Source organism: Paraburkholderia aromaticivorans (assembly GCF_012689525.1).
Taxonomy (GTDB): domain Bacteria; phylum Pseudomonadota; class Gammaproteobacteria; order Burkholderiales; family Burkholderiaceae; genus Paraburkholderia; species Paraburkholderia aromaticivorans_A.
This window is the reverse complement of record NZ_CP051516.1, coordinates 3,972,567-3,985,814: the sequence shown is the minus strand read 5'-3', so window position 1 is coordinate 3,985,814 and position 13,248 is coordinate 3,972,567. Positions and strand designations below refer to the sequence as shown.

11 protein-coding genes are annotated in these 13,248 nt (G+C 63.5%); 10 read left to right on the top strand and 1 reads right to left on the bottom strand.

Annotated elements, in window-relative coordinates:
- Positions 1-73 precede the first annotated feature (73 nt).
- From HF916_RS46160 to mtgA, 3 genes are read left to right on the top strand one after another with little or no spacing between them, the layout of a single operon-like run.
- Positions 74-2,188 (top strand): ribonuclease catalytic domain-containing protein, encoded by a 2,115-nt coding sequence (locus HF916_RS46160; protein WP_168795241.1) that lies wholly within the window; start codon positions 74-76, stop codon positions 2,186-2,188.
- The gene (gene aroE / locus HF916_RS46155) at positions 2,185-3,048 is read left to right on the top strand and encodes a shikimate dehydrogenase (protein ID WP_168795240.1); all 864 of its coding nucleotides are present in this window, start codon (positions 2,185-2,187) and stop codon (positions 3,046-3,048) included. The genes HF916_RS46160 and aroE overlap by 4 nt, the downstream gene beginning before the upstream one ends.
- 48 nt (positions 3,049-3,096) lie before the next feature.
- The gene (gene mtgA / locus HF916_RS46150; protein ID WP_168795239.1) at positions 3,097-3,819 is read left to right on the top strand and encodes a monofunctional biosynthetic peptidoglycan transglycosylase; all 723 of its coding nucleotides are present in this window, start codon (positions 3,097-3,099) and stop codon (positions 3,817-3,819) included.
- Positions 3,820-4,242: 423 nt separating this feature from the next.
- Here the strand turns inward: mtgA and HF916_RS46145 are convergent, their stop codons facing one another.
- A complete protein-coding gene (locus tag HF916_RS46145; protein ID WP_168795238.1) occupies positions 4,243-4,695 on the bottom strand; it encodes a hypothetical protein in 453 nt (150 codons plus the stop codon).
- A 1,091-nt stretch (positions 4,696-5,786) separates the two neighbouring features.
- On the opposite strand from HF916_RS46145, the gene HF916_RS46140 reads away from it, so the two are divergent.
- The 7 genes from HF916_RS46140 (at position 5,787) to araH (ending at position 13,232) form a co-directional block, all read left to right on the top strand.
- Entirely contained in the window at positions 5,787-6,773 is a 987-nt protein-coding gene (locus HF916_RS46140; protein WP_168795237.1) for an IclR family transcriptional regulator, read from the top strand.
- On the top strand, positions 6,770-7,831 hold the full coding sequence (locus tag HF916_RS46135) for a 2-dehydro-3-deoxygalactonokinase (RefSeq protein ID WP_168795236.1): 1,062 nt from the start codon (positions 6,770-6,772) through the stop codon (positions 7,829-7,831). The genes HF916_RS46140 and HF916_RS46135 overlap by 4 nt, the downstream gene beginning before the upstream one ends.
- Positions 7,832-7,867: 36 nt before the next feature.
- Positions 7,868-8,548, top strand: coding sequence for a 2-dehydro-3-deoxy-6-phosphogalactonate aldolase (locus HF916_RS46130; protein ID WP_168795235.1), 681 nt, complete (start codon positions 7,868-7,870; stop codon positions 8,546-8,548).
- The gene (locus tag HF916_RS46125; RefSeq protein WP_168795234.1) at positions 8,545-9,321 is read left to right on the top strand and encodes an SDR family oxidoreductase; all 777 of its coding nucleotides are present in this window, start codon (positions 8,545-8,547) and stop codon (positions 9,319-9,321) included. Before HF916_RS46130 ends, HF916_RS46125 begins: the two co-directional genes overlap by 4 nt.
- Positions 9,322-9,451: 130 nt before the next feature.
- The gene (locus HF916_RS46120; RefSeq protein ID WP_091799055.1) at positions 9,452-10,450 is read left to right on the top strand and encodes an arabinose ABC transporter substrate-binding protein; all 999 of its coding nucleotides are present in this window, start codon (positions 9,452-9,454) and stop codon (positions 10,448-10,450) included.
- 172 nt (positions 10,451-10,622) lie between these two features.
- Complete coding sequence (gene araG, locus HF916_RS46115) at positions 10,623-12,161, top strand: L-arabinose ABC transporter ATP-binding protein AraG (RefSeq protein WP_168795233.1); 1,539 nt, start codon at positions 10,623-10,625, stop codon at positions 12,159-12,161.
- Positions 12,162-12,215: 54 nt separating this feature from the next.
- Entirely contained in the window at positions 12,216-13,232 is a 1,017-nt protein-coding gene (araH, locus tag HF916_RS46110; protein ID WP_168795232.1) for an L-arabinose ABC transporter permease AraH, read from the top strand.
- The last annotated feature ends 16 nt before the right edge of the window (positions 13,233-13,248 follow it).

The following is a 13,248-nucleotide window of genomic DNA, read 5'->3' as shown; positions in this document are numbered from 1 at the left end:
CCGCGCACGCAGTGACCGATCGCTGAACCAGATCGGGCGCGCCGGCAGATGCAAGTCAGAACGAGAGTATTGAGTGAACGTTTTCTTCGAGGAATCGGGCAGTTTCAAGGCAGGCAGCGTGCTGTCGCGCCAGGGCGATGCTTTTCAGGTCGAGTTGCCGGGCGGCCGGCGCGCCAAGGTGCGCGCGAAAGATGTGCTGATCGAATTCGAAAAGCCGAGTGCGGCCGAGCTGATGCAACAGGCCGACGCCGCCGCGCAGGAGATCGATCTGGACTTCCTGTGGGAGTGCGCGCCTGAGGACGAATTTCCGTTCGCGACGCTCGGCGCCGAGTATTTCGGCGAAAGCTTCGGGTCGATCGAGCGCGCCGCGCTGGTGCTGCGCATGCATGGCTCGCCGGTGTACTTCCGCCGCAAAGGCCGTGGCATGTACCAGCGCGCGCCGCAGGAGCAACTGAAGATGGCGCTCGCCGGGCTCGAGCGTAAGCGTCAGCAAGCGCTGGTGCAGGCCGGCTACGAAGACGAGCTGAAAGCCGGCCGTCTGCCGGAAGCCTTCACCGGCAGCAACGCGCTGGGACTGTTGACCAAGCCGGACAAGAACACGATCGAATACAAGGCGCTCGAAGGCGCCGCGGCGGCGCGCGGTATTTCGCAGGCGCGTCTGATGCTGGAGAACGGCGCCATTCCGTCGGCGCGCGCGTTGCACGAAGCGAAATTCCTCTCCGAATTTTTCCCGCACGGCACCGGCTTTCCGCCGGTTACCGTCGGCACCTTGCCGGAGGATTTGCCGGAAGCGAACGTGCAGGCGTTCTCAATCGACGACATCACCACGACTGAAATCGACGATGCCTTCTCCGTCGAGCATCTGGCCGATGGCCGCGTGCGGATCGGCGTGCACATCGCCGCGCCGGCGCTCGGCATTCAGCGTGGCGACGAGGTCGATGCAATCGCGCGCACGCGTCTGTCGACCGTGTATATGCCTGGCGACAAGATCACCATGCTGCCCGACAGCGTCGTCGAAGCGTTCACGCTGGCCGAAGGCGGCTTGCGTCCGGCGCTTTCGCTGTATGTGATCATCAACCGCGAGACGCAGGAGATCGTCGCGAGCGAAACGCGCGCCGAGCGCGTGTTCGTGAAGAACAACCTGCGCCACAACACGCTCGACGAGTTGGTGACCGAAGAGGCGCTCGCCGCCGGCACTGGCGACTATCCGCACAAGGACGACATTGCCGTGCTGTGGCCGTTCGCGCAGGCGCTGTTCGAAAAGCGCCAGGCCGCGCGTGCCGGGTACGGTCTGCGTCGCGAAGTGCAGCGCAACACCGACTTCAACTTCTACGTGGAAGGCGAGCACATCACGATCACGCCGCGCCGGCGCGGTTCGCCGCTCGACACGATCGTTGCTGAACTGGCGATTCTCGCGAACTCGTCGTGGGGCGGATTCCTGCACGACCACGGCGTGCCGGGCATTTATCGCACGCAACGCGCATTCGGCGCGCCGACCGGTCCGAAGCGCACGCGCATGCAGACCAATGCCGCGCCGCACGAAGGCCTCGGCGTCACGCAATACGCGTGGAGCACGTCGCCGCTGCGCCGTTACGTCGACCTGGTGAACCAGTGGCAGTTGATCGCCTGCGTGCAGCATGGCGTGACCGCGAAGCTGGCCGCGCCGTTCAAGCCGAAGGACGCCGATCTGTTCGCCGTCGTGCAAGGTTTCGACGATACGTACACCGCGTATGCCGATCATCAGCGTCGCATGGAGTACTTCTGGTGTCTGCGCTGGCTGAAGCAGGAGAACAGGAAGCAGGTGGTGGCGTCGGTGGTGAAGGGCGATCTGGTGCGCCTCGAAGAGATTCCGCTGCTGCTGCATGTGCCGGGCCTCGGCGTGCACGCGCGTGGCACGCGTTTGCAGATGGAAGTGATGTCGATCGATGAGCTGACCGTCGAAGCGTCCGTGCGTCTCCTGCATGTGCTCGACGCGCCGACCGTGACGAGCGGCAGCGAGGCTGAAGAAGCGGACGAGGGCGAAGAGGAGATAATCGACGCCCCGGACGAGACCGCCGAAGGCGAAGCCGAGGCGCAGGCCGAAGCCGAACTCGACGGCAACGACGCGGCTGCGCCAGGCGACGCCGAAAGCAGCGATGGCGCGGGCGATGCCGCCACGCATCAGCACATTGCGGAGCCGGGACGATGAGCACCCAGGATTCACGCGACCGCTATGCGGTCATCGGCAACCCGGTCGGCCACAGCAAGTCGCCGTTCATTCATGGGCGCTTTGCCGTGCAGACCGGCGAGCCCGTCGAGTACGGCCATCTGCTCGCGCCGGTGGATGGGTTCGTGCCGCACGTGCGGGCCTTTATCGATGCCGGCGGGCGCGGGCTGAACGTGACCGTGCCGTTCAAGCTCGACGCGCATGCGTTCGCCGATACGCTCTCGCCGCGTGCGGCGGCGGCGGGCGCGGTGAATACGTTGCGCATCGACGCGAACGGTATTTACGGCGACAACACGGACGGCTTCGGTCTCGTGCGCGACATCGAGGTGAATCTCGGCGTGGCCCTGAAGGGCGCGCGCATTCTGTTGCTGGGCGCGGGCGGTGCCGCGCGCGGCGTGGTGCTGCCGCTGCTGGACCGCGCGCCGCATACGCTGACCATCGTCAATCGCACGGCGGAAAAGGCCGAGGCGCTGGTCGACCAGTTCGCGCAAGCCGCGCGCGATGCCGCTTGCCATCTGAGCGGCGGCAGCGCGCGGGCGATCGAAGCGGGCACGTACGACGTGATCGTCAACGCGACGGCGGGAAGTCTGGACGCGTCGTTGCCCGAGTGCGACGACCGCGCGTTCGGCAACGGCACGCTCGCCTACGACATGATGTACGGCGCGCATCCGACAGTCTTCATGGAGCACGCGCGGAAGCTGGGCGCGCGCGGCGCCGATGGTCTGGGCATGCTGGTCGAGCAGGCAGCCGAATCGTTCTACGTGTGGCGCGGCGTGCGGCCTGACGGCGCGCCGGTGCTGGCCGAATTGCGCGTGCTGTTGACGGCGCCGTCGCACGCCTAAGGCGGCGTTTACTTTGCAGCGGCCATTGACACGAGGATTCGACGCACGATGACAGCAACGCGGCGCGTGAGCCGGCCCGGTCCGGTGCGATGGATGGTCTATCTGGGCGCCGTGGTGGCGATTGCGTGGCTGGCGACGCAGGCGTTTTACTTCGCACAGATCGCGGTGTGGAATTACGTCAATCCGCGGAGTACCGCGTTTATGCGGTCGGACGCGTGGCGGTTGTCGCAGGATCGGCCGGATCTTTCGTTGCAGCATACGTGGGTGTCGTATGACCAGATTTCGCGGAATCTGAAGCGGGCGATTATTGCTTCTGAGGATGCGAATTTTGTTAATAACAATGGGTATGAGACTGACGCTATTTTGCAGGCCTGGGAGAGGAATAAGGCTAAGGGCAAGATTGTGCGCGGTGGGTCGACCATTACTCAGCAGTTGGCGCGGAATCTGTTTTTGTCGCGGGAGAAGAGTTATATCCGGAAGGGGCAGGAGCTCATCATTACCTGGATGCTCGAGACCTTGATGGATAAGGAACGGATCTTTGAGATTTATCTCAACTCCGTTGAGTGGGGGAATGGGGTTTATGGGGCTGAGGCGGCGGCTCATTATTATTACAAGACGTCGGCGAGTAAGTTGACTGCTGCGCAGTCGGCTCGTTTGGCCGTTATGCTGCCGCAGCCTAAGTATTTCGATGAGCATCGGGGGTCGCCGTATCTGGCGCAGCGGTCGCGGGTTATTGCTCGGAGGATGGGGGCGGCTGAGTTGCCCGATTAAGCTTTTTTTGCCTGATCGGCGGTTTGGTTGTGTGTCTTGAGGTGTTGGCCTTTCCTTGTCTTGTTAGTGGTCTATTAGCGTCGCCCCTGTGCGGGGCAGGCACCTACTTTCTTTGCCGCGGCAAAGAAAGTAGGCAAAGAAAGCCGCTTCACACCGCCAGCTTATAAGCGGGTCCATCGCGCAGTCGCGGTAGTGGTGCATCTGGAATCTGTGTCCTCGCACATTTGGCGCTCGTGACACAGCAGTCATACTTCCCGCCTCGCGCTGCGCGCTCGCCGGAAAGGTCTGCCTCCTCCGGTGGGTTTGTTTTGTGTGCGGTGGGGCCGTCGGCTTCGCCTCGGCGTTGTGCCGTAACGGCTTTCGGTCTTTGGTGCGCCTCAGTTCGACGCTTCCTCGAAGCGCCGCTATCGACGCGGCGCTTTGTCAATGCGCCGTTGCCGTCGCTCGCGTGATGGTTCTAAAGCGAGGTGGCCTGTTCTGCATCATTCTTCTTGCGCCAATACGCTCACGGTCTTCTGACGCTGTCTTCGTGGCCTTTGCCAGAAGGTCCGCTGCGTGGCGCGCTGTGATGCGGCTCTGCGGAATTCCTTTCGCGTCGAGCGCGATCACCTGGTACAACTCGCGGTCGATCTCGACTTCTTGTTGGTAATCCTCGCCCGTGTCGAGCAGCAGTTCCAGCAATTTCCGCTGGCGATGTCTCTCCTCTCGCGTCACCGACGGACTCCTAACTATTGAGGCCGCAAGTGTGACCAGCTTCTCTAGTTGACTCAATTGCCGTTCAATCAGCCCGAAAGCCGACAGGGCAAGTTTTTCGTATTGAAGTGCGTCAACGGGTGGGCGCGACGTGGTTCGTGAATGCTTGACGGATTTACTCATGGCGCGATCTCCCTGAAACTTACCTGGATCGCCCGACACTCGCTTGCAAGGTGGTGAGCGGGCACAGTGACGGGGTTAACAGACCGGAGCGTAGTACCAAAAACCGGCGAGCCGTGAGGCTCCCCCGCCAAGGCCCGCCCATTGAGAACAGACGTGCAAAGGCAGCCGCACAGTTGCTTGAGCAATCGTACGGGGTACTACGCTAATAGGCTGTTAAACCTGTATGTCGTGGAGTACACGACAAAAGAATTTTAAAACGTGTCTTCCCGCGAGCGAGCACTTGCGCAGGCTAAAAGGTGCGTGTCGCTATCAATTCCGAAATTTCGCAAGCCCGAGTTCGCGTTCTCAACGGCCGTGCTGAGAAGAGGAAGTACGGGCAACTGCTGGAGAGAAAGCGGTGTCACGCGGTTGCAAGACCTCGCGAAACTGTCGGCGATTCCATCCCCGGCGCCGCTCTTCAAACACCGGCACTTTGGCGCTGCGCCGAGGCGAAGCCGACGGCCCCACCGCGCACAGAGAAACCCACTGGTTAGAAGCAGACCCTTCCGGCGAGTGCGCAGCGCGAGGCGGGAAGTATGACGGCCTTGTCACTTGCGTCGAATGTGCGAGAGCACTGATTCCAGATGCACCACTATCTCCTCCGAGCTAGGGGCGCCGCTTATGAGTTGGCGGTGTAAAGCGGCTTTCTTTGCCTACTTTCTTTGCCGCGGCAAAGAAAGTAGGTGCCTGCCCCGCACAGGGGCGACGCCAATAGACCACTAAGAAATCAAGGAAAGGCCAAGGCCCAATGAACACCCAAAAAAACCCAGCCCACGGCAAAAAATCCCATTATATGAATCCAACACTCACATATTGGAGCTTTCTCAAAAACCGCCCTACAATCCAACCCAACACGCAAAAGCGCCGCATCGGCAAGGGACACCACCCCACCGCGAGGCGCCAAATGCGACAGCAAAAAAAACCGGAGACAACGCCCAACCATGCCTAAACCGCAAAGGCAGCAGCACCACGCCCGCGGCACCGCGGGCAACCCAGGCCTAATCTCCGGCCCCGCGCTGTAAGCGCAAAAAACCACCGAAAAGCGAATCGCCATGAACAAAGCGATGCCTACTCACGCCGCGAGCGAGTCCCAAGCCGATCTGTCGCCATCAGCCGACCACGCGACCAGCGCCACGCCGCCGCGCCCGTCGGCGCCCGCCGCCAAAGCAGCGCGCGCGAACGCCAGCATCCACCCGGCCCCGGTGGACGGAATCGCGCTACCCAGCACGCTGCTCGACATCACCCCGCAGCAAGCCGGCACCCAAACGCTCCTGCGCGGCCTGGCGATCCTCGAAGCGGCAGCAGCAGGCGTCCGCGACCTGCGCACCTTCGGCGCCGCACTCGGCACGACCCGCAGCACCACGCATCGTCTGGTGAGCAGCCTCGTGCAAGCCCGCTACCTGCGGCAAGTCCAAGGCGGCTACCTGCTCGGCCCGAAGCTGATCGAACTCGGCACCATCGCGCTCGAACAGATGCCGCTCACCGCAGTCGCCCGCCAGCATCTCGAATCGCTCGCGGAACAGACGCTCGACACGATCCACCTCGGCGTGCGCGACGGCGACGACGTCCTGTACATCGACAAAATCCCCGGCACCCGCGGCCTCGAAATGCGCTCGCGCGTTGGCCACCGCATGCCGCTGGCGTCGACGGGGATCGGCAAAGCCATGATGCTCGACCTCACGCCGGACTTCTGGCAGTCGCTTTTCGACGCATCGCGCCGCGCGCTCGCCAGCGTCAGCTTCAAGCCGGATAACCGCCCCGACGCGCAGACCTTCATGCAGCGCATGACCAACTACGCCGCCGGTGGCTACACCTTCGACCTCGAAGAAAACGAAGCGTCGATCCGCTGCGTCGCGGCGCCCGTGCGCGATGCGTCGGGCGCGGTGGTGGCGGCGCTGTCGGTGGCGAGCACGATTCCGTACATGTCGCTCGAACGCATGGACGAACTGATTCCGGTCGTGCAGCGCGAAGCGCGCGCGATCTCGGAAGAACTCGGCTGGCGCGCCCCGCAACCGGCAACCCGCAGGATCAAGCGATGAAGCGAGCGGGTTCTCCCTCCCAGGCAGCCGGCCACGCCGCAGCCGTTGCGGTCGACGCCAGCCATGAGCACGCCGCGCTGATCGCGCTCGACTGGGGCACGACGTCGCTGCGCGCCTATCTGTACGACGCGTCCGGCAACGTGCTGGCGACGCGCGCATCGACGGCGGGCATCATGAATCTGCCGCGCAGCGCCGAACAGGGCGGCTTCGACGCGGCCTTCGACGACGCCTGCGGCGCCTGGATCGAACACGCACCCACAGCGCCGGTGATCGCGGCAGGCATGGTCGGCAGCGCGCAAGGCTGGCTGGAAGCGCCGTATGTGGACACGCCGGCGAGCGCCGATGCGCTGGTGGCCGGCATCGTCCGCGTGAAGGCGGCGTGCGGCGTGACGCTGCATATCGTGCCGGGCGTCCTGCAACGCGGCGAACTGCCCAACGTGATGCGGGGCGAAGAAACGCAGATCTTCGGCGCACTCGGCGAGGAAACGAACACCGCGAACACCGTCGACAGCGGCAAGCGCTCGCTGATCGGCCTCCCCGGCACCCACGCGAAATGGGCGGTGGTGCAGGCGGACCGCATCGAACGTTTTCACACTTTCATGACCGGCGAAGTGTTCGCGGCATTGCGCGAACACACGATTCTCGGCCGCACGATGCTCACGCCCGATCTTCCGGACACCGGCGCGTTCCTGCATGGCGTGAACATCGCCCGGGAAAAAGGCCAGGCAGGTGTGCTCGCGACCGTGTTCAGTTCGCGCACGCTCGGCCTCACCGGACAACTTTCGCGCGAACAACAACCCGACTATCTGTCGGGATTGCTGATCGGACACGAACTGGCCGGTCTCGACGCGGTGCTCGCGCAGCAGCAGAGCGCGCTCGCCGGGCAGAGCCTGCGACTGATCGGCAACGAAGCGCTGTGCGAGCGCTATCGCCTCGCGCTGGCGCAATTCGGCTGCACCCAGGCGGAATTGGTCAAGCACGCTACCGAGCGCGGCCTGTGGCGCGTCGCCTCGCAGGCGGGGCTCGTCAAACCGGCCGCCAAGACGGCGCGTGCCTGACCGGCAGCGCCGCCGCCCACGAAACAAGGAACCGACATGCAACCTCACATCAATCTGCCCGCTCCGTACATGCCGCACGCGGGTTTGATCGCGGCATTCGAGGCGTGTCCGCTGATCGCGATCATGCGCGGCGTGACGCCCGCCGACGCCGCCGAGCACGGCCAGGCGCTGTACGAAGCCGGCTTCCGGATCGTCGAAGTGCCGCTGAATTCGCCGCAGCCGTTCGACAGCATCGCCGCGATCCGCAAGGTGTTGCCGGCCGATGCGATCGTCGGCGCGGGCACGGTGCTGCACCCGAGTTTCGTCAACGACGTGAAGTCGGCAGGCGGCGAACTGATCGTCATGCCGCATAGCGATCCTGAAGTCGTCAGCGCCGCGAAGGCGCAAGGCATGGCCTGCGCGCCGGGCGTCGCGACACCCAACGAAGCGTTCATTGCGTTGAAGAACGGCGCGGACGTGCTGAAGATGTTCCCCGCCGAACAACTCGGCTGCCAGGTCGTGAAGGCATGGCGCGCGGTGATCGCGGCAGAAGTGCCGCTGGTGCCGGTCGGCGGCGTCACGCCCGACAACATGGGCCCGTTTCTCAGCGCGGGCGCGAACGGCTTCGGCCTCGGCTCGGCGCTGTACAAGCCGGGTCAGAGTGCGGCCGTGACCGCTTCGCACGCGAAGGCGTTCATCAACGGTTTGCGCATCGCCCGCGCGGGTGTGAAGAAATGAAACGGCTCGCCGGTAAAGTCGCTCTCGTCACTGGCGCCGGACGCGGCATCGGCGCGGCGATCGCGCATGCGTTCGCACGCGAGGGCGCGGCGGTCGTGCTGGCCGAACTGGATATCGACACGGCGCAGCAGACGGCGGAGCACATCAAGGCGCAGACCGGCGCGCGGGTGCTCGCGGTGCACACGGACGTGACGCAATCCGCGTCGGTTCAGCACGCGGTGAGCGAAGCCGAACGCGCATTCGGCGCGCTCGACGTGTTGGTGAACAACGCCGGCATCAACGTGTTCTGCGACCCGCTCACCATGACCGACGACGACTGGCGCCGCTGCTTCGCGGTCGATCTCGACGGCGTGTGGAACGGTTGCCGCGCGGCGTTGCCGGGCATGGTCGAACGCGGCGCGGGGAGCATCGTGAATATCGCGTCGACGCATTCGTTCAAGATCATTCCGGGCTGTTTTCCGTACCCGGTAGCGAAGCACGGCGTGATCGGCCTGACGCGCGCGCTCGGCATCGAATACGCGCCGCGCAATGTGCGGGTCAACGCGATCGCGCCGGGTTACATCGAAACGCAATTGACGCATGACTGGTGGAACGAACAAGCCGATCCGGCCGCCGCGCAGCAGGCGACGCTCGATCTGCAGCCGATGAAACGCATTGGCCGCCCGGAAGAAGTGGCGATGACGGCGGTGTTTCTCGCTTCGGATGAAGCGCCGTTCATCAACGCCACCTGCATCACCGTGGATGGCGGCCGCTCGGCGCTGTATCACGACTGATTTACAGAACTCGGATTGCGCAGGGGCGCAAGGAGTACACCGGACGACGCGCTGGCCGCGTGTGTCAGACCCGGTACAAGAAGACGCGGCCGATACCTTCTCGTTATCAATTAGTCAGGAGACACGCATCATGAAACGTAGAATTTTCCTCACGCTGGCAGCAGCGGCGACGGGTGTGCTCTTCAACGCACCGGTCGCGCAAGCCGCCGATCCGGTCAAGATCGGCTTCCTCGTGAAGCAGCCGGAAGAACCGTGGTTCCAGGACGAGTGGAAGTTCGCCGAAATCGCCGCCAAGGAAAAGGGCTTCACGCTGGTGAAGATCGGCGCGCCGTCGGGCGAGAAGGTGATGAGCGCAATCGACAACCTGTCGGCGCAAAAGGCGCAAGGCTTCGTGATCTGCACGCCTGACGTCAAGCTCGGACCGGGCATCGTCGCGAAGGCAAAGGCTGACGGCCTGAAGATGATGACGGTGGACGATCGTCTGGTCGACGGCGCGGGCAAGCCGATCGCATCGGTGCCGCATATGGGCATCTCGGCGTACAACATCGGCAAGCAGGTCGGCGACGGCCTGGCCGCGGAAATCAAGAAACGCGGCTGGGACATGAAGGACGTGGGCGCGATCGACGTGACCTACGAACAACTGCCGACCGCGCATGACCGCACCAGCGGCGCAACCGATGCGCTGATCGCCGCCGGCTTCCCGAAGGCGAACATCATCGCCGCGCCGCAAGCGAAGACCGACACGGAAAACGCGTTCAACGCCGCCAACATCGCGCTGACGAAGAATCCGAATTTCAAGCACTGGGTGGCTTACGCGTTGAACGACGAAGGTGTGCTCGGTGCGGTGCGCGCAGCGGAAGGCCGCGGCTTCAAGGCGGACAACATGATCGGTATCGGCATCGGTGGCTCGGAGTCGGCACTCAACGAGTTCAAGAAGCCGTCGCCGACGGGTTTCTACGGCACGGTCATCATCAGCCCGAAGCGCCACGGCGAAGAAACCTCGACGCTGATGTACGACTGGATCACGCAAGGCAAGGCACCGCCGGCACTGACGCTGACCAGCGGTATGCTGGCCACGCGTGACAACGTCGCCGACGTGCGCCAGAAGATGGGCCTCGCGGCGAATTAAGCGGTTTGATTCAGCCCGCGGTGACATGAAGTGAACTGCCGGCGCGTCTTTCTCCACGGATTCGCGCGCCGGCGTCAGCAATAAAAGATCAGCAGTAGAGACAGGCCGTGCTTTGCGTTGCTGCCCATGAGGCAGATTGAAGCGCGGTGTACATGAAGCATTAGGAGGCGAAGTGTCAGCGACGCTACGTTTTGACAATATCGGTAAAGTCTTTCCAGGCGTGCGCGCGCTCGACGGTGTGTCCTTCGACGTCAACGTCGGCCAGGTGCACGGCCTGATGGGCGAAAACGGCGCAGGGAAATCGACCCTGCTGAAGATTCTCGGTGGTGAATATCAGCCCGACTCGGGCCGCGTGATGATCGACGGCAACGAGGTGCGCTTCTCGAGCGCGGCGTCGTCGATCGCGGCGGGCATCGCGGTGATTCACCAGGAACTGCAATACGTGCCCGATCTGACGGTCGCGGAAAACCTGCTGCTCGGCCAACTGCCGAACTCATTCGGCTGGGTCAACAAGCGCGAAGGACGGCGCTTCGTGCGTGAACGTCTCGAAGCGATGGGCGTGGCGCTCGACCCGAACGCGAAGCTGCGCAAGCTCTCGATCGCGCAACGCCAGATGGTCGAAATCTGCAAGGCACTGCTGCGCAACGCGCGCGTGATCGCACTGGACGAGCCGACCAGTTCGCTGTCGCATCGTGAGACCGAGGTGCTGTTCAAGCTGGTGCGCGACCTGCGCGCCGACAACCGCGCGATGATCTACATCTCGCACCGCATGGACGAGATCTACGAGTTGTGCGACGCCTGCACGATCTTCCGCGACGGCCGCAAGATCGCCTCGCATCCGACGCTCAAAGGCGTGTCGCGCGACACCATCGTCAGCGAGATGGTGGGGCGCGAAATCTCGGACATCTATAACTACTCGGCGCGGCCGCTCGGCGAAGTGCGCTTCGCGGCGAAAGCGATCGAGGGCCATGCGCTCACGCAACCGGCCAGCTTCGAAGTGCGGCGCGGCGAGATCGTCGGCTTTTTCGGCCTGGTGGGTGCGGGCCGCAGCGAACTGATGCATCTGGTGTACGGCGCCGATCACAAGAAGGGCGGCGAGCTGATGCTCGACGGCAAGCCGATCAAGGTGCGCAGCGCGGGCGAAGCGATTAGACACGGCATCGTGCTGTGCCCGGAAGACCGCAAGGAAGAGGGCATCGTCGCGATGGCGACCGTGTCGGAGAACATCAATATCAGTTGCCGCCGCCACTATCTGCGCGCGGGGATGTTCCTCGATCGCAAGAAAGAAGCGGCAACCGCGGACCGTTTCATCAAGCTGCTGAAGATCAAGACGCCGAGCCGTCGCCAGAAGATCCGTTTTCTGTCGGGCGGCAACCAGCAGAAGGCGATTCTGTCGCGCTGGTTGGCCGAGCCGGATCTGAAAGTCGTGATTCTCGACGAGCCGACCCGCGGTATCGACGTCGGCGCGAAGCATGAAATCTACAACGTGATCTATCAGCTTGCCGAACGCGGCTGCGCGATCGTGATGATTTCGTCGGAGTTGCCGGAAGTGCTCGGCGTGTCCGACCGGATCGTCGTGATGCGCCAGGGCCGGATTTCCGGCGAGCTGGCGCGCAAGGATGCCACGGAACAATCGGTCTTGAGCCTCGCGTTGCCGCAAAGCTCGACCGCGTTGCCCGGAACGGAAACCGCTGCCCAACAGGCGGCCTGAACATCATTCGGACGAAAGTCCGGCAACCCGTGGGGAACGGGAGGAGTCTTCAACATGCAAGCCAGAGAAAACCTCGCGCAACAGGCCGCCAAGAGCGCCGCCGATGCGCTGATTCCGCAGTCCAACGACAAGGCGAAATGGTGGCAACAGATCACCGAGTACAGCCTGATCGTGATCTTCATCTTGATGTTCGTCACGATGTCGCTAACCGTCGATCACTTCTTCTCGATCGAGAACATGCTCGGCCTCGCGCTGTCGATCTCGCAGATCGGCATGGTCTCGTGCACGATGATGTTCTGTCTGGCCTCGCGCGACTTCGACTTGTCGGTCGGCTCGACGGTCGCGTTCGCCGGCGTCCTGTGCGCGATGGTGCTCAACGCCACCGGTAACACCTTCATCGCGATCATCGCGGCGGTGGCGGCGGGCGGCGTGATCGGTTTCGTCAACGGCGCGGTGATCGCGTATCTGCGCATCAATGCGCTGATCACGACACTCGCCACGATGGAAATCGTCCGCGGTCTCGGCTTTATCGTGTCGCACGGTCAGGCGGTGGGTGTGTCGTCGGATACGTTTATCGCGCTGGGCGGGTTGAGCTTCTTCGGCGTGTCGTTGCCGATCTGGGTCACGCTGCTGTGCTTCATCGTGTTCGGCGTGATGCTCAACCAGACCGTGTATGGCCGCAATACGCTGGCGATCGGCGGCAATCCGGAAGCGTCGCGTCTAGCCGGTATCAATGTGGAACGCACGCGCGTCTACATCTTCCTGATTCAGGGCGCCGTGACCGCGCTGGCCGGTGTGATTCTGGCTTCGCGTATCACGTCGGGTCAGCCGAATGCCGCGGAAGGCTTCGAGCTGAACGTGATCTCGGCGTGCGTGCTGGGCGGCGTGTCGCTGCTCGGTGGACGTGCGACGATTTCCGGCGTCGTGATCGGCGTGCTGATCATGGGCACGGTCGAGAACGTGATGAACCTGATGAACATCGACGCGTTCTACCAGTACCTCGTGCGTGGCGCGATCCTGCTCGCCGCCGTGTTGCTCGACCAGTTGAAGAACCGCGGCTCACGGGACTAAACCCGCGACCCACTCA